Origin of the sequence: Streptomyces sp. NPDC015144, from assembly GCF_043079735.1 — a bacterium.
Classification (GTDB): Bacteria; Actinomycetota; Actinomycetes; order Streptomycetales; family Streptomycetaceae; genus Streptomyces.
In genome coordinates, this window is sequence record NZ_JBIBUU010000011.1 from 106,382 (window position 1) to 127,927 (window position 21,546).

9 protein-coding genes are annotated in these 21,546 nt (G+C 69.7%); all 9 read left to right on the top strand.

The genetic code is table 11. The annotated features are described in order from the left end of the window. The first annotated feature begins 35 nt into the window (after positions 1 to 35). Complete coding sequence (eccD, locus tag ACF08W_RS19990; protein WP_392280024.1) at positions 36 to 1,418, top strand: type VII secretion integral membrane protein EccD; 1,383 nt, start codon at positions 36 to 38, stop codon at positions 1,416 to 1,418. A 7-nt stretch (positions 1,419 to 1,425) separates the two neighbouring features. Then, complete coding sequence (eccB, locus tag ACF08W_RS19995) at positions 1,426 to 2,916, top strand: type VII secretion protein EccB (RefSeq protein WP_392280025.1); 1,491 nt, start codon at positions 1,426 to 1,428, stop codon at positions 2,914 to 2,916. A 171-nt stretch (positions 2,917 to 3,087) separates the two neighbouring features. After that, positions 3,088 to 3,438: a hypothetical protein gene (locus ACF08W_RS20000; RefSeq protein WP_352279971.1), complete on the top strand. Its 351-nt coding sequence runs from the start codon at positions 3,088 to 3,090 to the stop codon at positions 3,436 to 3,438. Between the two features lie 37 nt (positions 3,439 to 3,475). Beyond that, positions 3,476 to 3,769, top strand: a complete 294-nt coding sequence (locus tag ACF08W_RS20005; RefSeq protein WP_392280026.1) for a hypothetical protein — start codon at positions 3,476 to 3,478, stop codon at positions 3,767 to 3,769. 13 nt (positions 3,770 to 3,782) lie between these two features. Next, on the top strand, positions 3,783 to 4,217 hold the full coding sequence (locus tag ACF08W_RS20010) for a hypothetical protein (RefSeq protein WP_385217942.1): 435 nt from the start codon (positions 3,783 to 3,785) through the stop codon (positions 4,215 to 4,217). Positions 4,218 to 4,266: 49 nt separating this feature from the next. After that, a complete protein-coding gene (locus ACF08W_RS20015) occupies positions 4,267 to 6,252 on the top strand; it encodes a pentapeptide repeat-containing protein (protein WP_392280027.1) in 1,986 nt (661 codons plus the stop codon). After that, complete coding sequence (locus tag ACF08W_RS20020) at positions 6,252 to 6,782, top strand: YbaB/EbfC family nucleoid-associated protein (protein ID WP_392280028.1); 531 nt, start codon at positions 6,252 to 6,254, stop codon at positions 6,780 to 6,782. Before ACF08W_RS20015 ends, ACF08W_RS20020 begins: the two co-directional genes overlap by 1 nt. Then, the gene (locus ACF08W_RS20025) at positions 6,775 to 7,116 is read left to right on the top strand and encodes a hypothetical protein (RefSeq protein WP_385217933.1); all 342 of its coding nucleotides are present in this window, start codon (positions 6,775 to 6,777) and stop codon (positions 7,114 to 7,116) included. The genes ACF08W_RS20020 and ACF08W_RS20025 overlap by 8 nt, the downstream gene beginning before the upstream one ends. 46 nt (positions 7,117 to 7,162) lie before the next feature. Continuing rightward, a complete protein-coding gene (locus tag ACF08W_RS20030) occupies positions 7,163 to 21,535 on the top strand; it encodes a hypothetical protein (protein WP_392280029.1) in 14,373 nt (4,790 codons plus the stop codon). The last annotated feature ends 11 nt before the right edge of the window (positions 21,536 to 21,546 follow it).

Consider the following 21,546-nt stretch of genomic DNA (forward strand, 5'->3'; position numbering starts at 1 on the left):
CGAACGGAAATACAGGCGGGAGTGAATCGCGCACCGTGGGCGACAAGACCGCCGGACTCTGCCGGATAACCGTCAGAAGTCCGGAGAAAACCTTCGAACTAGGCATACCCGTCGATGTTCCGCTCGCCGATCTGCTGCCGGTACTGGTCGAGTACGCCGGCGGGGACCTCGACGAACAGGGCCTGGAGCACGGCGGCTGGACGCTCCAACGGCTCGGTGCCGCACCCCTCGACGAGGAGCGCACCCCGGCCGAGGCGGAACTGCGCGACGGCGAGACCCTCTATCTGAGGGCCCGTCATGAGACGTTGCCGGAAGCCGACTTCGACGATCTGGTCGACGGCATCGGGGAGACCCTGCGGGCCCGGCCCGACACCTGGCGGCCCGAGCTGACACGTCGGCTGCTCATCGGATTCACCGTGACGGCGCTGGCCGCCGGGCTGATCACCGTGCTGCTGCCGGGCGCCGCGATGTGGCGGGCCGGGGCGGCCGGTGCCGTCGCCCTGCTGCTGGTGGCCGGCGGGCTGGCCGCCTCCCGGGCGGTCGGCGACGCCGGGGCCGGCGCGGCGCTCGGCGTACTGGCCGTTCCCTACCTGGCCGTCGCGGGCGCGCTGATCCCGGCCGCCGGGCACGGCGAGAGCCTGCTGGGCCCGAGGCTGCTGGCCGGAGGCGCGGCCGGGGCCGGTGCCGCGATCCTCGCGCTGGCCGCCGTCGGGGCGTTCGCCCCGCTCTTCCTCGGGGCGTTCGTGGTGGCCCTGTTCACCGCGATGGCCGGTGCGGTCGCACTGTCCGGGATGCCGATCGCCCAGGTGGCCGGGTGGCTGGCGGTCGTGGTCGTCCTCGCGGGCGGCTTCGTGCCCAGCCTGGCCTTCCGGTTCGCCGGGATGCGGATGCCGCCGCTCCCCTCCAACGCGGGCGAGCTCCAGGAGGGCATCGACCCGTTCCCCGCCGCCCAGGTCCGCGAGCGCGCCGAACTGGCCGACCGCTACCTGACCGGCATGTACGTGGCGCTCGGACTGCTGGCCGCGGCCTGCGAGACCGCGCTGCTCGCCACCGGCGGCGGCTGGACGGCCGAGCTGCTCGCCGTGGTGCTGGGCACGCTGCTGCTCCTGCACGTGCGCGTGGTCGGCGCCGTCCCGCACCGGCTCGCGATGGCGGTGCCGGGGGCGTACGGAATCGCCCTCGCGGGGGTGCTCCGCGCCATCGACCTGGGCCTTCCCGGGCGCCTGGAGATCACCGCGGCCTTCGCCGCGGTGGCGGCGGTCACCGCGATCGCCGCCTGGACCGTGCCGGGACGACGGCTCGTCCCCTACTGGGGCCGGATCGCCGATCTCCTGCACACGCTCTGCGCGCTGGCGCTGCTGCCGCTCGCGGTGCTGCTCGCCGGGGTGTTCGGGGCGCTGCGCGGGATCAGGGGGTGAGGGGCTGATGGCGGTGCAGTCGCGCAAGGACCAGGTGCAGGCGCATCTGTACGTGATGGGCCGGCTCTCCAGCGGACTGCTGCGGGACGACCCCGACTCGCCCGACACCCCGACCGCGCGGACCTGGCGGGGCGTCCGCTGGGGGGCGCTGATCGTGGCGCTGGCCTGCGTGGTCACCGTGCTCTTCGGGCTGATCAAGCCGGGCGGGGGAACCTCCTGGCAGACGCCGGGCGCACTGGTCGTGGTGAAGGAGACCGGTGCCCGATACCTGAACGTCGGCGGGGTGCTGCACCCGGTGCTCAACCAGGCTTCCGCGCGGCTGGTCGCGGGCGGCCGGATGGCGGTGGAGGAGGTCGCGGAGGGGTCCATCGAGGACGCGCCGCGCGGTACCCCCATCGGGATCGTGGGCGCTCCGGACGGGCTGCCGCAGACGCCCGGCGCCGGGGCCTGGGCGGTCTGCGCCGGTGTGCAGCCGTCCGGGCCGATGAAGACGAAACCGCTGACCAGCGTGGTCGTGTCCGGTCCCGCGGACGCGGAGGACGGGCTCGGCTCCGACCGGGGCGTGCTGGTGACGGCCCCGGGGGAGGGGCGGCAACTGGTCTGGAACGGCCGCCGGTTCCGGATCGACACCGAGCACGGTACGGAGGCGGCGCTGGGCTGGGCGGGCGTCACGCCCGTACTGGTCGACGCGTCGTTCCTGACAGCGCTGGACGCGGGGCCGGGGATCGCCCCGCCGGAGATTCCCGGGCGGGGGCGCCCGGGACCGCGTCTGGCGGGTGAGGACACCCGCGTCGGCCAGCTCTTCTCGGCCGGTGGACAGCACTATGTGCTGCGTACGGACGGGCTGGCCCCACTGACCGGCCCGGCCCGCCGGCTGCTGCGCGGCGACCCGCGCACCCAGAAGCAGGCGTACGGCGGGAAGGCCGTGACCGAGCGTCCGGTGGGCCCTGCCGACCTGGCGGCCCACCAGGCGCCGGCGGCCGCGGCGCAGCAGCTGGCGGCGGGGCTGCCGGCCTCGGTGCCCCGGGTGTCGGCGGTGGACCCGGCCCAGGAGCAGGTCTGCGTCCGGGTGAAGCCGTCCTCCGGCGGTCACACGACGACGGTGTCCCTCCTGCCGGCGGACGAGGTCCCCGGCTCGCCGCCCGACCGGCAGCCGGGGGTGAGAGCGGCGTGCGTGGCGGTGGACCGGATCTGGGTGCGCCCGGGAGCGGGGTCGCTGGTGCGGGCCCGGTCCTCGGCAGGCACCGGCAACTCCCTTTATTTGGTGACGGATTCGGGCGTTTCCTATCCGGTGACGGAGGCCGGACTGAAACAGCTCGGGTATTCCGCGGGCGCCGCCGTGGATGTTCCGGGGCGATTGCTGAGCCTCCTGCCGAGTGGTCCGGTACTGGATCCTTCGGGGGTTTCGAGGAACGGGGTGGTGGACGCGGATGCCCGGGAGGAAGGGAAGGTTCCGCAGAAGAGAACACAACTCCGTGAACAATGCGGCGCGGGTTAGTGGGGGATGCTCAAGAAAAGCTCAAATAGCGGTGAACTACCCACCTCCACTGCTGACATCAATCTCATTGATCGGATAATCTCCCCGAGGTAGATGGGGTTGGGGAGGACCCTGCGACGGATGGGTCGCGCCTTCCCGTAACCGATCAGGTTCCGACTGGAGGGACACAACGTGTCAGAGCTCGTCAAGGATGCTGCGGCGGCACGGAAGGCCATCGTCGCGCTCGACACCCACTTCGGCTTCATGAAGCAGGCCGGTGGCGCCGCCGAGAGCATCAGGAGCAACGTCGCGACGCACTACAGCACCTCGGACGGGTCGGCCGCGACCTTCCAGGACAAGTTCGCGACGTGGCAGCAGGGCTACACCAAGGCGATGGCGGCCGTCGACGACGTCTGGAACAAGCTGAACGAGCAGCAGAACGTCCTCGACGCCGGTGAGCAGGCCGCTCTCCAGCACGCCAAGACCGGCTTCGAGGGCTCCGCCGTCTCCGACGGCATCACGAACGTCCTCAACAACAACTGATCCGTCCTCATCCGTCGCAGGAAGAAAGGGGCACACCGTGTCCGGCGACATCCAGATCAACTGGGGCGGTCTCGGCGACGCCACCAACGACATGCAGCAGCTCACGGCCAATATGCGCAACGCGCTGGAGGAGCTGATCGCGGGCGTCCAGGAACTCGCCAACACCGCCCAGGGCGAGAGCGCCACCCAGTGGCGCGAGGTGCAGACGAGGCTGAACGCCTCGATCAACGAGATGGACAGCGCGTTCAACCAGGGTCACCAGACCCTGAACAACATGGGCAACACCCACCACGAGCATGACGGCCTCGGCGCCAAGCTCATGGCCGGCTGACGGAGGCTGACCCATGGCTGAGGACGGCGGCACCTACAAGATCTCGTCGGACTTCCTGCAGGGCTTCGCACGGGACAGGATCAACGCCCAGTTCGTCGAGCAGTTCGACAAGCACCCGGACATCGTGAGGCTGCGGCTCTACGCCGCCGACGACTCCCTGCTCGCGGGCAACCCGAAGGCGAACATCCAGCAGACGGCGATGCTGCGGAAGAAGTTCAACTCCTTCGCCGCGGGCATGGTGAAGCTCCTGGACGAGATGAAGGAAGGGATGCTGAAGCTCTCCGACAACCTGGTCGGCGTCGATCACATCACCCAGCAGGGCGAGCAGGACGCCAAGGACATCGCACTGCAGACGATGATGGACGACCTCAAGGTTCCGCTGAGCATCTTCGGTGGCAGTGGGGCCACTCAGTCGACCACGGAGAAGACGCCGACCACCGGCGTCTGATCCTTCGGCGACACCGCGGTGGGGCAGGGCCGAGAGAGGGATTGACAGCATGGCGGTCACGAAGTGGGAAGAGGCTCTCGGCCTCGTCTCCGACCAGGAGGGCGGCCCGGTCGACCGGGCGGAGGTCACCAAGCTGAAGTGGCTCGGTGACACCTTCGTCGCTCCCCACCACCTGGAGGGGGTCGCGGGGACCGGTGGCGCACCCGGTGGCTACGACCTGGGCTGGAACAAGCGCTGGTACAACGGCGCCTTCTACAACTACCAGGTCGGATTCAACGTCAGCGCCGACCTGAAGGACCCGCTGCCCCAGGACCAGGCGATCTACAAGTGGCACTTCGGCGCCAGGGAGCTCCTCGCCACGGCCCTCGGCGAGGTCGGCAACACCGTCTTCTCCCTGCACAGCTTCGACGACGCCAGCTGGACGGTCAAAGGCGTCCAGCGGTTCTTGGACGAGTGGTTCCACACCGTCAAGGGCTGGTCCGAGGAGATCGACGTACCCGACTCCGAGATGCAGGGCACCGCCGCGGGACAGTTCCGCAGCATGCTCATCGGGGTGGCGAACCAGTTCGGCAATCTGCACACCCAGATGACCAACCCGCGGGACTTCTCGAAGGAGATCGACGACGCCCGCCAGGAAGCGACCAAGCAGCTCCAGAGCCTGTACCAGGTGATCTTCGCCTACGGGACGGAGAACAACGCCTGGCCCGCCCAGATCCTGAGCGACCTCTTCCACGAGGAGTTCGCCGAGGGCGCCTACTCGTTCGACAACGGTTGGCTGAAGACGTCGCTCGGCGACCCGCACGGGTCGGGATACTGGGAGGCGTTCGAGGCAAAGGCCAAACAACGCTGGCTCGACCAGGTCGGAGCCAGCCTCGACGGCCCCGCCAGGGACGCGGGGAAGGCCATCGGCTTGGCCTACGGCCTGACCGAAGGGGCCATCCGTGTCCCGACCAAGCCACCCTGGGACGCCCCGGCCGGCACCGACAAGGGCGGACTGAACCCGGACGGATCCACCACGTCCGACACCATCGCCGATCTGCTCAAGGGGCTGACGAACCCCACGGGCGACGCCAATAACCTGCCCGGCGGGGACAACACCGATCTCCAGAAAGAGGATTCGCCCGGAGCGTTCAGCGACGGCGACTCCTCCGGACAGAGCGGCCTGGACAAGGACGGCCCCGGCTCGACGCTCCAGGACCAGCTCAAGAACCTGAACGCCTCGGGCCCGGGGAGCTTCGGCACCGACAACGTCACGGGCAACGGCAGCTCCGGACTCGGCAACACCGGCCTGGGCAACACCGGCCTCGGCAACACCGGAACCGACACCGACCAGAACACCAGCGGCCCGGGGTCGTTCGGCCCCGGCGGCCTGATGAACATCCCGCCCGGCTCCACCCTCAACAAGAACGGCACCGTCACCGGCCCGGACGGAAAGCCCCTCAGGAACTCCGACGGCTCCCTCTACAAGACGACACCCGGAGCGTTCCAGCAACAGCAGAAGCAGCAGAGCCAGCAGGAGACGCTGCGTCGCCAGGCCGAGGCGGAGCAGAAGGCCTACCAGCAGCAGGCCAAGGAACAGCAGGAGGCGCAGCGGCGGGCCGAGCAGCAGCGGAGGGAGAACGAGAAGGCGTTGTCCCGCCTCCGCGAGACCTCCCGGCTCTCCAGCGACCACTCCGGGCTCCGCACCGGCGGCGAGGGCGGATCGCAGCAGAGCAAGGGCGTGTTCAAGGTCCGCAACCCCGACGGTACGTTCTCCGAGTACACGAGCGGCAAGGGCGGCAGGACCAGCATCGGTGTCGAGCCGACCGGCAAGGTCCGGACCACCTCCGTCGACCCCAGCGCCAAGGTGGTCGAGGAGGCGGCCGCGAACCGGCGCACCTCCTCCCAGTCGCCGATGATGCCACCGCCCGGCGCGGGTGCGGGAGGCGGTGCGGGCGCGGGGCAGGACCAGCACCGGGAGCGGAAGAGCTATCTGGACGAGGACGAGGAGACGTGGGGCACCCAGGAGTGCACCACCACGGGAGTGATCGGCTGATGGGGTACCAGAGTGGCGGGACGGCCCGCGACGGCGGCGGCACACGCGACGGGGGTGACAACCGGCCCTCGATGTCCGCGCGCGAGCAGTTCGAGTCGATCCTCGGCTCGACGCTCCAGGAACAGTTCGGAGAGATGCAGCAGCAGGTCCGCCAGCACGCCGAGCGGCTCGCCGCCGTCCAGCGCGAGCTGGCCGCCCGTACCTCCACCGTGCGCTCCAAGGACCGCTCCGTCAGTGTCACGGTGGGTGCCCGGGGCGACGTCCGCGAGATCAAGTTCCACACCGAGGACTACCGGCAGATGGACCCGGTCCGTCTCGGGAAGACGCTGGTGGATCTCATCGGCAAGGCGCAGACCGAAAGCGGCGATGCCGCACGCGAGGCGTTCGAGCCCCTGCGCGGCAAGGGCGACGAGATGCGCCGTTCGATGCTGGCCGGCACCCCCGTCGAGGAGTTCCTGGCGCCCCTCCGCGAGATGGCGAAGGGCGCCGCGGAGGCGTCCGGGCCCCGGAGAGGGAAGCACGATGACTGAGGGGAACGAGCTGAAGGCCGGCGCCGCGACCTGGAAGGGCATCGACGAGTACGGGAAACTCGGCAAGACCCTCGCGGACACGCACGCCCACCTCGAATCCATCAACGGCCTCAACACGCGGGGCGGCGGCGACGGCCAGGACGACTCCTCGAAGCAGTACCTCGATGTGATCGGGACGGGCATGCCGCCGCTCACCGACACCCTGAAGATGCTCGACTTCCTGATCACCCGGCTGGGTGAGGACGGCCAGGACGTGAAGAAGCTCTTCGCCGGCGCCGAGGACCTGGCCACCCAGATCGCCAAGGACTGGAAGGCGGCTGGAGGGGACCAGTGACGCGCACCACCACCGGCCCGGCTCGGGCGGAACGGGCGGGACGCCCGTGCTGACCCCGTCGCCCGAGGCGCAGACGCTGCTCATGGTCTTCTCGGGCGAGAAATGGCCCTCCATCAACGAGGACCTGCTGCGCGAGGCCGCCGGCTACTACGACAAGCTGATCGACGACTTCAAGGACCTGCAGACGTATCTCGTCGCTGTCCAGAACTACGTCGGTGAGAGCTTCTCCGGGCAGAGCGCGGAGGAGTTCCAGAAGTATGCCCAGTACCTGTCGGGCGGTGGCGACGCCTCGATCCTGATGGCCTGCGCCGATCAGGCCAAGAACCTCGCCAAGATCGCCCGGGACACCGCCAACCAGGCGGAGTACTCGAAGTGGATGATCCTGGGCCAGGTCATCCAGCTGATGGCCGAGATGGCGTTCGAGGCGGCGGTGAGCTGGATTCCCGGCCTGAACGCGGTCGCGCACGCCAACACCGTCGCCGCGGAGATCACCCTTCGGATCGTGGCCCAGCAGATCATCAAGGCCCTGATCAAGAGCATCATGATCCACACCGCCATGAGTGTGGTGATCGGCGAGGCGATGGACGTCGCCATCCAGCTGATCCAGAAGGGCATGGGCAACCGCACCGAATGGGACCTGGACGCGACGAAGAGCGCTCTCGGGTTCGGCGCGTTGCAGGGCTTGTTCGGCGGCGTCTTCAGCCCGATCGGCGGCGCGCTCGGCAAGAAGATCGCCAATGTGGTCGGCAGCGACGCCGCCAAGTGGCTCGGGTCGCAGATCGGTAAACACCTCGACGACCTGGGCGTCAAGGCGGGGGCGAAGGCGGGCGCGGGCAAGGGGCTGGCGAACTCGCTGGGCAGCATCCTCGGCGGGACCGAGAGTGAGTTGGTCAAGAGCCTGAACAAGAGCGCCGGGAAGGCGGTCACGGAGAGCTTCGTCGACAAGGTGGGCAACGCCTTCGCGAAGTACGGCTTCCACAACCTCCAGGGCGACGCGGCACGCAGCCTGGGCAAGGCATGGGCGAGCTCGCTCAACAAGCACTGGGGGGCCGGCGCCGCCTCCGACGTGGTGTCCGGCAACATCGCCAAGGACCTGGCGGCAGCCGCCAAGGCCCTGGCCAAGAACGGCGGCACCCAGGTCGACGACGCCGCACTGAACGTGCTGTCGCACACCATCACCAAGGATCTGTCCACCTCCCTCAGCGCGAAGGGGATGTCCGAGGCGCTGACGAGGACGCAGAAGTTCGGCTACGCGGCGGGCGTGTACGGAACGTCGACGCTCATCGACGCGGGCGCGCAGAACCTCGCCGAGGGCACGTACAACTCGATGACGCAGGGCGAGTTCACCACGAGCTGGCAGACGTTCGTCTCCGGCGTCGCGCCGACCATGTTCAGCCATGTGATGCGGCACACCGTCGTGCACCCGCTCATCGCCCAGTCCGACTCCGGCATCGCCAACCTGATCAAGGGCCTCCACACGAAGCTCGACACCCTGGACAGCCCGAAGGGAGAGTTCGGGCTGAACGACGCGGCCAAGAACTCCGTGCCCGGGGGCGGGGTGAGCGAAACCGGGGTGCCGCCCGCGCCGAACGCGGGAGACCTCGTGACGTCCACGTCGGAGAACGGCCCCACACCGAAGGCCGACCCGGAGATCGAGGCGGCGGAGGGCCAGCAGCAGAACGAGCAGCAGTCGACCGTGCCGCCCGTCACACAGTCCGCCGCACCGGTCGTGACGCAGACACCGATCGAGACACCGACGGCGAAGGCGACCGGAACGCCCTCCACGACGACTGCGACCACGCCGCCGAACCCGACGAACCAGCCGGGGACGTCCCGGACGGTCACGCAGACGCAGACGCAGACGCAGACGTCCGTCTCCAACACGACGGCGAACAACACGGGTTCGACTCCACCGATCCAGAACGTCCAGCGCCGCACCGTATCGACCCCGTCCGGCCCGGGAACCAGCGAACTGCACTACGGCGCGGTGAACTCCCGCCCGACGCAGTCGGACGGGACGCCGTTCGCCGACCGGAACGCCACCGTGACCGATTCCCTGATGCTCTCGGCGGAGCCGGTGACGACGACGGCCGACAACGACACCCGGAACACCGTTCGGGCCGTCGTCGACGAGGGCATCGACGACGTCCGGTCCAACACCGAGGACGACCAGCCCCTGGCCGTCACCAGTGACCACAACGAAACGTCCGAGATCGTTCCGCCCGGCAACGGCAACAGTAACGAAAACAACGACAACGTCGACAACAGCGTCCAGGACCAGGGGAACACCCAGCACATCCCCGGACCGAACGACAACACCACCGCGCCCCCGACCATCGAGGTGACCGATTCCGAGGGCAAGAAGAAGACCCTGAACATCCCGGGCTTCCTCCACGACGTATCCACCTACGAGAAGGACGAGCCGATCCCCTTCAAGGGTGCGGTCGGCGGGCATCACGCCGTCCAGCTGACCCACGAGAAGGACTCCCAGCACCTCGCGAACGAACTGGCCGGGAAGGCCAAGGTCACTCTGGACGACCCGTCGGAGCTCTCCTTCGCCCTGGCGAACCAGGCGAACACCTTCCTCGGTGACGGCCGCCGCTTCGTCGTCATCGACGGCGGGCGGAAGCGGGAGCTGCGGGTCAAGGCGATTCCCGACGCGAAGAGCTGGGAGGGCACCCCCGGGGACGCCGGGAAGCTGGACAGCGTCGCGCGCAACCAGCAGACCGAGGGCTACTCCGTCTCCGACTCCAGCACGGTCCAGGCGGCAGTCACCGCGGCGATCACCGGTGGGGGAGCGGCGGTGAAGCTGACCGTCGCGCCCGCGATGGGTACCAGCCGGGACTCCAACCTCAACACCCAGCAGCTCTCACAGCACGAGACCCGCAGCCACGGTCCCTCCGTCAAACTGACCACCGACGTCGTCTACGAACTCTCCCTCCACGACCTCCCCGCGACCGGCACCCGGAGCGCTTCCCAGGCGCCCGTCACACCGGAGCCCGTCAGGCACACCGTCCCGAAGGGCCTGGTCGTCCAGATCCCCGAGTCGCACACCACCAGCAGCCGTCCCGATCCGCGAAAGGACCGGGTTCCGCTGAAGTTCGAGACCGAGTCCGGCGAGCGGGCGGACATCGAGCACACCGAGTCGTACTTCAACATCGACCCGATGACCGACTGGGTGCTCCAGCACACCGACTCCCCGATCGGCAGCGCCAACTACAAGGCTGTCGTCAACCACTTCTCGGCCGAGCACTTCACCCGGATCGACGGCCGGGATCCCGTGCCGCCGCTGCGTCTGCACAACAAGGACGGATCGACGGCCGGGACCGTCACCATCGGAACGCCGGTGCCCAAACGCCATTGGGTCATCGATTCCGCGACCGACTTCGAACTGCGCGACACCAACCAGTTCAGCGAGAAGAACGAAAGCAGCACCACCAGGACCCACACGCTCGACATCTCCGTGTTCGCGGGTGCGACGACCGACATCACCGGATACTCCGAGGCGTTCGCCACCCCCCGTGCCCAGGCGGGTGGCACGATGGGCTACAACCATTCCTCCACCAACACGTCCAACCTCGGTGGCACCGCCGGAGCCAAGAACGCCGTGCGTTCCCCGAAGGACGTCCGCACCGTGCTCGTGATGCGCGAGTCCGAGGTGACGGTGGAGACGCCGGACGGCGGGAGCGAGACCTTCACCGTCGGCAGCCTGGTGCGGATGCCGGTCGGCGAGGCCCAGCGGCTGGCGGGCTGGGACAACCAGGAGCAGCTGAGGGTCGGCACGAACGAGCCGAACAAACCCGCCTACTGGAACACCGGGAACGACGGCGACGGCAAGGTGACCATGCTCGGTCCCGGGCGGCCCGGCGGGATCAGGCTCGGCGAGGAGACGTCAGGCCAGGCGCCCCTGAACGAGACCGACGTGAACCGGAACGCGCGGGACGACGACGCGCAGAACGAGGTCCCGCCGAGCGCCGACGCCGAGAACCGGCCCTCCGCCACCGAGGACGCGGCGAAGGAGAACTCCCACGAGGCCGAGGAGAAGCTGGTCGACTCCCTCCTTGAGGACCTGAGGAAGAAGGACCCCACCCTTCCCCTCGCCACCCGGGAACAGGTGAAGGAGGCCGATCAGCACCGCCGCTGGTTCAACCGTATCCTCCGCCGCGACAGGGCCTCCGTCCTGGCGGTGGCGAACACCCAGTCCCTGATGGCCGCGGTCGCCAAGGAGGGGTTGGAACAGCGCATGCACCAGGCGGCCTCCAAGGAGGGAATCCGGGTGCAGCTGCGCGGTTCGTCGTTCACCCGGGAGCGTGGCTACACCCTGACGATCCGGGCCGACCTCGATCCGCCCACGTACCTCGGCAGCGCCCGCCGCACCACGACCCAGGCGTTCAGCGGAGGGGAACGCTTCGACACCGCGCAGCAGGTCACGCACACCGGCAGTGGTGGCGTGGAGGCGACGTTCTCGGCCCTGCGGAACGAGAAGGACTCGCTCGGCGCACCCGTCGCCACCGGCTCCGGAGGCGTCAACGCCCGTGGGACGTACCGGACGTCGCGGCAGACCAAGTCCGGTGGCACCGCCACCCGTGAGGACCTGTTCGCGCCCGGTCCGGGCACCGACTACTACGACTTCGTCGGCAACCTGAACTTCGAGCTGCAACGCTCGTCCTTCCCGCAGCCGCTGATCCAGGCGCTCACACTGGGCGGCTGGCGGGCACTGGCGCGGTACGGCGACGCATCGAAGTTCCCGGCAGTGAGATGGCTCCACGAGAAGAGCGGGCTGGGCGGCATCGGCGAGATGCGGGAGGACGGGAGCAGGTCCGTCTTCCTCACTCCGCACCCGATCAGGTTCACCTTCGGCGTACCGGACGGCCTCTCGAAGACCGCCGAGATACCGAGGGCCGACCAGGACGTGATCGCCGGAAGAGCCGAGTCCGAGGTGCTGGCGGCGGACGTCGTCCGGATCGCGGACGAGATCTCCGCCCAGGGGTTCACCACCGTCACCCTCGCGGCCCGTTCCGACCAGACGCTGTTCGGCTCGGTACGCGATCTCATCAAGAAGACCTCCGGGAACGCCTGGCGGCTGACGGACGCGGGCGCGTTCATGTCGGAACGGGTCCGCCGGATCTTCGGGCAGCATTCCTTCACCTCCCTCTCCGACCAGGTGTTCTCGCCGGGCGGCCACACCGTCGGGAACCTGCACGACAAGGGGACGCTCTTCGCGGGGGAGGAGTCGCTCTCGATCACCGGGACCCGGCACAACCTGAAAGTGGTGGGCGAGTCGTTCACCGCGTCGCCCGAGACCAACACCGCTCTGGAGCAGGCGTTCGGCTTCAACAAGGGCTCGGCCGCCGGCTTCAGTGTCGGGACCAGCGGGGCGGGCGGTGGCCTGCAGGGAACCGGCGACGTGAACTTCAGCGGCCAGGGCGGTGTGTCCCACAACTGGCTGCAGAAGATGTGGAGCTGGGGCGACACCTCGTCCGCCACCTCCATGCGCGACCTCAACCAGGTCCTCGGCAGCGACCGCTGGGTCATGGTCGTCGCCGACACCGACTACCAGGTCGCGGCCCACCACAAGCCCCTGGGCCTCTTCGGCCGCCCCTTCGGAAGCTCCAGCGACGCCCGGACGCACGTGATCCGCAAGCCGGGCGGCTGGGTCGGGCTGATGCGGGAGAGCGACGCCGTGAAGGCGGGGCTCATCCAGGACGGCCTGGACAGGGCGCCCGAGGGCGCCCTCAAGAACGTGGAGTGGCGGGACCGCGAGGGCCTCGACAAGGCGAGACGAGGCGACTTCGCGCACACCGCCCCCCAGGACGCCGCCCAGATCAAGAAGCTCAACGAGGAACTGCGGAAGGCGGGGGTGGCGGAACAGACCCTGCACACCGTCAACGGCATGGTGTCCGCCCGCTCCGGCCGGTCGGCCATCCAGAGCGGTTCCGCGCTGACCTCCCGCGGCCGCACTTCGGCGCTGACCCACGTCAAGAAGCTGAACATTCTGGGCAAGGACGTGACGATCAACGTCGAGCACCGGCGCCGCTCCTCCAAGGTCGTCGACACCCTCTTCGCCGACCACGAGTTCGGAGCGGGGCGCAACACGGCCGACGACCACGTGCAGTCGACGACGGCCTCTCACACGCACTCCGTCAACGACGGCGAGACCGTGCGGGGACCGGGCGGTGCGGGCGGGATCAGCGGAACCGGCGGGGGCGGGCTCGGCGACGCCTACTCCGCGACGGACTCCGCCAGCGGTGTGGTCACCCAGGTCACCACGATCCCCGGGCCCAAGGCGGTGAAGGAGACCGAGTGGGAGACCGTCGTGTCGGTCACCTACGGCGACGGCACCGACGTCATCGAACCGGTGAAGTGGACCGCGACCGTCACCACGACGGAGTCGTACCTCTTCATGGAACCGAAGGCCGAGGGCGACACGTCGCGGAACACGCCCGCGAACCCGCCGTCGAAGCCCGCCATGAAGATCGAAGCGCCGACGGCGGACAAGGACTTCACCGAACTCCTGAAGAAGACCGTGGAGAAGAACGAACCGGCCGCCCGCAAGGGCGACGGAGGGTTCCACATCCACGAGGTCATCGGCGCCGACCAGGTACAGAAGCTCGGCAAGCTGCTCGTCGCCAAGTCCCGCAAGAACGATCAGGAGGTCAAGGAGTACACGGACCAGGAAATCGCCAAGATCATCGGTGCCAGTGACACGGTGAGGCCCGGCAAGCTCGGGGCCGACGCGCTCGACACCGCGCTGAACGACATCTCGCTCACCGGCGCGCTCTCCTCGGGGCACGCCCAGGCCGGCCTGCACACCGTCACCGTCACCAACAACAGCGTCATCGGCGGCGTCGACACGACCCTCGCGGTCGCCACACACCTCGACTTCAAATCCCCGAAGGTGCGCCGGCTCGCCGTCACCAGCCAGATCCGGTTCGACGATCTGACCGGCTCCGGCACCGGCAGCGAACTCTCCAACACCACCAGCACGAACTCCGGGGGCGGCCCCGGCACCGCCGAATCCGTGGCCAAGAACGGTGTGACCATCGCGCCGGGCATCCCCGTCGCCGGAGTCAACAACACCAGCGGCGAGACCCACAAGATCGCCCAGGCCGAGCAGTCCCGGCTCAACCTCAAACCCCCCGCCGGGCACGGACACCTCTACGAGGTCCCCGCCACCTTCCACCTGGCCGCGGGCTCACAGCACCGCGTCAAGAACAACACCCTGGGCCTCCCGCAGAGCCCACTGCAGTCCGGGACGACGGAGGCGACCGTACTCGTCTGGCTCAGCGACGAGCGCGTCAAGGAACTGGGGCTCCACGAGCTGACCACGGAGGAGAAGGACGCGGCCAAGGCCGTGAAACAGGCGGAGGAGGCGTGGGAGGCCAACTACAAGGAGTACTGGGAGCAACGCCGCAGGACGAGAGGACTGGCACAGGGGACCCCCGAGTACCAGGAGGCCAAGGACCAGCTGGAGCGCCTGGGAGAGAAGATCACCGAGGCCGGGGAGGAGTACCTGAGGCTCCGCAAGCTCACCGACCCGATGTTCCGCACCCCCGGGGCGACGGCCACGACCCCCGTCACGTTCAAGGAAGAGGTCCGTCACGACCACGGCAAGCCGAAGGTCGAGGGCGACGTCGAGGAGGTCACGGGCGCGGACGGAGATCCGATCGCCGTCACGATCGACGGCACGACCCATCCGCTGACGGCCATCGAGAACGACGGCAACGGCTTCTTCAACGCGCTGGCCGAAGGGTTCAAGGAGATCGGTGACCCGGACCTCCCGCAGCGCGACGGGCCGGAACTCCGCCTCGATCTGGCCGGGAAACTGCGCGCCCAGACGGACGAGAGGGACGGGAGCGGGGAGACGCCCACGAGTGAGCACTTCTCGGAACTGGCGAAGTGGCTACTGCCCGACCTCACGGACCGGTTCGGCCGGGACGACGTCCGCAAGGCCGGGCTGGACCAGCTCATCGACGATCCCACGAGCAAGGCCGCGAAGGAGTTCGACGACCGCGGAGCCGTGCCACCGATGAAGGACGCGCTGACGGAGAAGCAGCGCCGCGAACTCACCACCCTGTCGGCCGAACGGGAAGGCGACGGCGAGAACCGGGAGAGAGACCGCGAGAAGCTGACCGACCACGGAACGGCGGACTACTACCCGGCGCTGGCGGCCGCCCTGTGGAAGGTGCCGGTGACAGTGGCGAGCGGCAAGAGGCTGTTCACCTTCATGCCGGACGGCAGCGAGGCGAAGCCCGAGGACGTGCAGAAGGGCGTCCTCCTCCACCTCAAGGACGGGACCTACCGGCACGTCGACCGGAGCAGGACCCTCCAGACGCGGACGACGGGCGACGACGGGGCGACACGGACGAACACCGGGGCCACGGAACCGGAAATCCAGCAGGAGACCCAGCACCCGAAGACCCCGCACCAGCCGGAGACACCCGCCGCGAGTTCCCAGGTCACCGAAGCCGAGGAGCTGAACGACCCGCTCGGCGCCAGCAACCTCTCGCAGAGCATCTTCGAGACGCTCAGGCCGGCCGCGACCCCCGAGATGGACGTCGAACTGACCGATCTGGCCGCACAGCTGGGGATCGCCCAGGAGAAGACGGCCGACCTGGAACGGAACCTGAAGAGCCTGGGCATCACCCGCGCGGACTGGTACGCCCTCGACGGCCACCTGGCCCGCAACGGCTCCTCGCTGTCCGCGCTCGCCGCGTCCGCCGGTGCGGCGAGCGTCCGCGAGGCGGTCGTGGACTGGCTCGGCGAGCCCGTCCACATACCGTCGGACTCGGTCGTCGGCGTGGCGCAGGAGTTCGAAGGACTGTCCCCGCATCACCTGGAACGGCTGCTGCGCGCACACCACCTCCACGATGTCGACGGCCTCGTGGAAGAGATCCGGAACAGTACCCCGCAGAGCTCCGTCACCGAGGCCGCCCACGTCGTCCAGTGGTTCGCCACCCACCCCGACGACATCGCGCGGCTCCGGGACCAGCAAGACGCCGAACGGCTCGCGGCCACGCTGAACGACCTCTCCCTCACCGCACCGGACACCGGAGCGCCCCACGCCACGGCGGACGACGCGGCGCGGCTCGCCGCGTTCCGCCACTGGTCCAAGGAGAACGGGGGCGGCGAACACCTGGCGCTCACCACCGATGCGCGACTGCGGGACGCGGTCGCGCGCTGGAACCTCGAAACGCGGCACGGGCTCCGGGACCTCCCCGCCGACGTCGACGTACACGCACTGCTCCGGCTCGGCCGGGCCGCCGAGGCCGCGGGCGCGACCACGCGGTTCCAGGAGAACGTCGCCCACCACGTCGGCGAGGGCGACCTCGCCGATGCGGTCGAACTGGCTGACACGATCGGCCACGGCGCGGGACTCCACGAGGCCGACGCGCTCGCCGACGCGCTGGGTACGAACGTCTCCGCGCTGAGGCCGTTCGGGAAGATGCTCGGCCATCGGATCGCCCAGCACGCCGGGGTGCCCGGGGCCATCCAGGCGACCGCCGACTCCTTCCGGGTCGATCTCGCACACCACGGCTTCGGCACCATCGACCTCGCCACCTTCACCATGGAGGTGGCCGGACACACGAAGGTCGGCCCCATCGGGCCCGAGGAACTGGACTCCTTCGCCCGCTACCTCGCCCACCAGCGGATTCTCGGCACCACACCGCACGCGGCGATCCGCGGATGGCGTGAGCTGACCACCGAGGAGGCGGCAGCCTACGTCGAGACCTGGCGCGGGAACGACACCGCGGCCGGCAAGGTCCTCGGCACCATCGACGTCGTGCCCCCGAGCTTCCAGGAGTACCAGGCCCTTGAGAAGCTCGGTCCCAACAACCTCCGCGCCTTCCGGGTGCAGCGCGTGGAACTCCCCAACGGCGACATCCGCTCCGACGTCGTCATCCCCATCAAGCTGGTCCACGAACCCGGCCAGGAGCACTTCGCCGACGCCGCCCGGAAGGTGGCCCGGACCTCTCTCGACCAGTACCTCAACGCCCCCGGCTACCGGCTCTCCAACGGCGACCTGCTCCATGTCTCGGTGGAGTTCGTCGACGACGCTCCCGTGGAGCGCTGGCCGAACGGTGTGCTGAAGAGCCCCCGCGACGGTGTCCACCTCGTCGACCTCTCCTACGGGCCCGGCAGCCGCATGGAGGCACGGAGCTGGAAGCTGCCCAGTGACCACCTCTCCGTGTTCGCCCATGAGATGACCCATCTGCTCGGCCCGTGGGACTACTACCGTGAACACGCGAACACACTGCGCCCCGTCTACACCGACCGGGCCCTCATGGGCGGCCCGGTGTACGGGGACCACTTCGGGAACGTCGCCGTGGGCTCTCTCCATCCGCGTGGCGACAGGCTCCACAACCAGCGGATGATGCCCCGTGACCTGCGGCTGCTCGGTTCGGCGATCGAGAGGACGTGGAAGAGCGCCGGGCACCCGCCCGCTCCGCACGACGGACTGAAGTCCAAGGTGCCGCTGCACGTCGCCGAACGGGTCGTGCGCGGCGATCCGTCCACCGGCAGGGCCGGGCACCTGGCGCCCGTCGGCACCGCCGGACGCGTCCGCCCGGTGCCGCTCGGAGACATCAACCCCAACGGCACCTACCGCGCGGCCGGCGGCGGCCACTACGACGCGCCGATCATGATGTTCCCCGACCACTGGTCGCTGGAGGAGGTCACCGAAGCGGCCGTCCACGTCCACCGCGACCAGTTGCGTCACGGGAACATCGGCCCGGACGGTGCGTTCGAGGGCGTCCATCACGGGGTACGGATCCGCGGCCACGCGCGGCCCGACGGCACGATCACCGACTTCGAGCCCTCGGACCGGCAGGACGACCTCGCCCCCCGCCCGCTCGCCGACCCCGCCTTCGAGCCGAAGGCGCGGCCCTTCACCGAGACCGGGAACCCCGCCTCCACCCACCGGCTGTGGGACTTCCTGGAGATCGGCGACCGCTCCAACGGCACCGGCGGGCACGTGCTTCCCCCGCCATGGGCCGAGCAGGAGGCCGACACAGCGCCGTCCAGGAAGGCCGTCATCCACGACCTGTTCACCGACGAGACGTCCCGGGGCGGAGCCCGCCGCGGGGCCGCGTACTCCCTCGAACTCACCCAGGACGGGGGGTACCAGGACATCCGCTCCCTCCTGACCTCCCCGGGGCCGGCCGTCGCCTTCTCTGACGGGGTGAGCGGCCTCAACACCCTCTTCCCGGAGGAATGGGACGCTTTTACCCTGGAAGACGCCATCGAGGGAGCCCACCGCGGCGCCCTGGAATCCGGCAACTTCACCGTGCTGCCGTCCGGTGGATACATCTGGCACGGCCTCGTCATGGGCGTACTGATGCACGGGCAGGTCCTCGACGGCGAGCACCAGTGGATACGCCCCTCCACGTACCAGCTGAAGCAGGCGGCGCCGGGAAGCCACCAGCAGCTCGCCGTCGCGGACGGCATCGAGTTCCACACCGCCGACGGCGCCCACTACCGCATGCGTCGCATTCTGTACGGGAACGGCGAACAGGAGACCACGCTCTTCCGCATCCTGCATCTGTCGCCCGAGGACAGCGCGAGCATGACGGCCGAGTCACTGCGGGGCACCCAGATGATGCTCGGCCCGGTCCCCGGTCTCGGCCTGGTCCGCGTCGTCATCGAGGTCGGGGAGAACGCCACGGGGCACGGCAACGACACCGATCTGCTCGACAGGGCGGGGAACGGGGCGCAGGACGCCCGGTCCCTGCTCGGCTCAGGGTTCGACATGATGACCCTGTCCGCGCCGCGCGGCCTCACCGCGGACCAGTGGTCCGCGCCCGCCGGAACCACCGACGAGGTGGCCTGGCGCGCCCACGTCACCGCGGTGCTCGACCGCTACGGACCGAACGCGCTGACCCACGAGCCCGGTGTCGACGCGCTCGTCCGACTGCACACCGCCGAGGGACTCGCACCTCACGCCGACCGCGTCCACAGCGAACGGCAACTGGTCGCCGCCACCGACCGCCTGTTCCGCACAGGCGCCTGGAACGACCTGGACATCCCCGAGGCCCTGCGGGGCGACTGGACGGCTGACCGGGTGCGTCTGGCCGCGCTCCAGTACTCCTCGCACGGCCACCCCGTGGCGGAGCGGTCGGGCCCCGGCACGCTGGTGACCGAGGCGTTCCCGGAGCCGGGCGTCCTCCTGGAGATCCGTCACGAGCTCGGCGAGGACGGACAGTGGAAGATCGCCGACTACACGATCCGGACCCACGACGGCACCGGAGCGGAGCCGCTGTGGCAGCCCGACGAGGGCGTGGCGCAGGCGGCGGCCGACATGGGTGTCCACCCCGGGCACCTTGCCGTACTCGGCGGGGAGTTGCGGCTGAGCGCCCAGGAACTGTCGAGCGCGGCGGCGCTCCTGCGCGGACTCGGGGACCCGCAAGCCGTCGTCCGGGAACTGCGTCTGATGGCCGACAGGCTGGGCATCGGCGACGCGCGGACCCTGACGATGCACATGAGCGCGCTCGCAATCGGCGCCGAGCACTGGTGGGACCTCGCCGCGCACCTGCAGAACAGCGGACACACCCTGCCCGAGCTGATCAACACCGGGCCCGGCGGCGACCTCCACACCGCGTGGCAGGAGCGCGAGCAGCTGCCGGTTCCTCCGGACGTGGTGACGAAGGCGCTCGCACTCGGTGTTCATCCGCGTCGGCTGGAGATGGTGATGAACGCCGCGCTGATCAGCGACCTCGACCTGCTCACCCGCAACGTCCCGTGGGCGTGGGAAGGGGGACTCACCCCGCACCAGACCGCCGAGCAGCTCTTCGGGCAGGCGTGGGTCCGCGACTTCGACCCCATGGCGGCCGGGCTCGGCATCTCTTCGGACAGGCAGAGCCTGAGGAACATCTTCACCCAGTGGCTCACCGAATCCCAAGCCCCCGAGCTCCGTGGTTTCGAGGACCTGACACGTGCCCTGGCGCTGTGGCGGATCGGGCGGCAGGGCCCGGCCGACGGGCTCCCCGACGGCTCGGACCCCCGCCCGCTCGCCCTCGTGGTCTCGGCGCTCGGGATGTCCGCCCAGCACGCCAACCTCTTCATCGAGGGACCGGGCCGGGAGTCCGGCCCCCTCCCGATGGCCACGCACCTGGAACAGCGTCACCGGGCCGCCGAACAGGCCGGCGGCCAGCTGCTGCACCCGGTGGAGAGGGTGCCGATGCACGGGATGCCGGTGCTCCAGGTGGCCGACGCCCTCAACATCGACCCCCACCTCGTGCCGAGCCTCTCGGAGCTCGTCCTGGCCGGCCGGGAGACCTTCCGGGACTTGCTCTGGGACGGGGCCGACCCGTTCGCCGTGGCCGGACTGGTGATCGGCCGCCTCGACGGGCTCGGGCTCGATCCCGATGAACTGGCCTGGTTCCAGGGTCTCTCCGTGACACAGGAGAGCGTCACAGGGTTCTGGGAGTACGTCGCGGAGCACCGGGACACGGACCCCGACCTGGCAGCCCTGTTGACCGGCGACCGGCAGAAGGGGCCGGAGGCGGTCCGCAAGTGGGTCGCGCACCACGGGATGGAGCCGCCCGCGACCACGACGGCCCCTGCGACGCAGCAGGAACCACAGGGACAGAACGCCATGGCCCACCACACCTCCGCGCCGAACGGCCCGCCCGTGACCGGTCCGCACACCGGCCAGGGCGACCCACTGCCCGACACCCTGCTGGCCCTGGCCGGACAGCTGAGCACCGCCAGCGGCACCGACCAAACCGGACTGGCCGACGCGGAACTGTTCCAGGGGTCCACGCCCGTGGCCCGGGAGGCGAAGCTCTCCGCCTTCCGCGGCATGGTCGAGCGGACCGCGGCCGTCACCGACCTCGACGAACGGGCCGCACGCATCGCCTCGGACATCAAGTCGAGCCAGTACTTCACCGACGGCAACACCAGAACGGCGACCACCGCCGTCTTCCTCACCTACGCGGCGGCGGGCGCGGGCCTCGGGGCGACGCCCCTGGAGGTCTTCGCGGCGATCGGCGAGGCCGAGGTGAACCCGCGCTTCGACCTGACCGAGTGGCTCCGTGAGCACCGTACGGACGACGGTCCCGCGACGGTCCCGTCCCTGGCGGAGCTGGAGAGGATCAGCGTCGTCGCGGGGCAGCTGGCGGTCATGGAGAGGGAGCTCCAGCGCATCGGCGGATACTGGCGCGAGTACCTGAGCAAACACCTGGACGAATCGGCGGAGACGGCCGAGGCGGACTTCCTGGGGGACCTGCTCGCCGAATCCGAGCCCGACTACGACCTGTGGACGGAGCGGGCCGAGTTCGCGCGGGCGATCGACCTCATCCGCCCCGGCGGCAAGTCGGAATTCCTGGGCACGGTGTCCGGCCAGCGGGCTCCGGAGGAGGGCGAGACCTTCATCGAGGAGATCGAGCGTCTCATGGAGGAGCTCGGATTCGACGACTGACCGGCACACCC

Bases quoted from the DNA above. Each gene is read 5' to 3' on its own strand.
- eccB (WP_392280025.1), top strand. From the start codon at position 1,426: ATGGCGGTGCAGTCGCGCAAGGACCAGGTGCAGGCGCATCTGTACGTG.
- ACF08W_RS20010 (WP_385217942.1), top strand. From the start codon at position 3,783: ATGGCTGAGGACGGCGGCACCTACAAGATCTCGTCGGACTTCCTGCAG.
- ACF08W_RS20015 (WP_392280027.1), top strand. From the start codon at position 4,267: ATGGCGGTCACGAAGTGGGAAGAGGCTCTCGGCCTCGTCTCCGACCAG.
- ACF08W_RS20020 (WP_392280028.1), top strand. From the start codon at position 6,252: ATGGGGTACCAGAGTGGCGGGACGGCCCGCGACGGCGGCGGCACACGC.
- ACF08W_RS20025 (WP_385217933.1), top strand. From the start codon at position 6,775: ATGACTGAGGGGAACGAGCTGAAGGCCGGCGCCGCGACCTGGAAGGGC.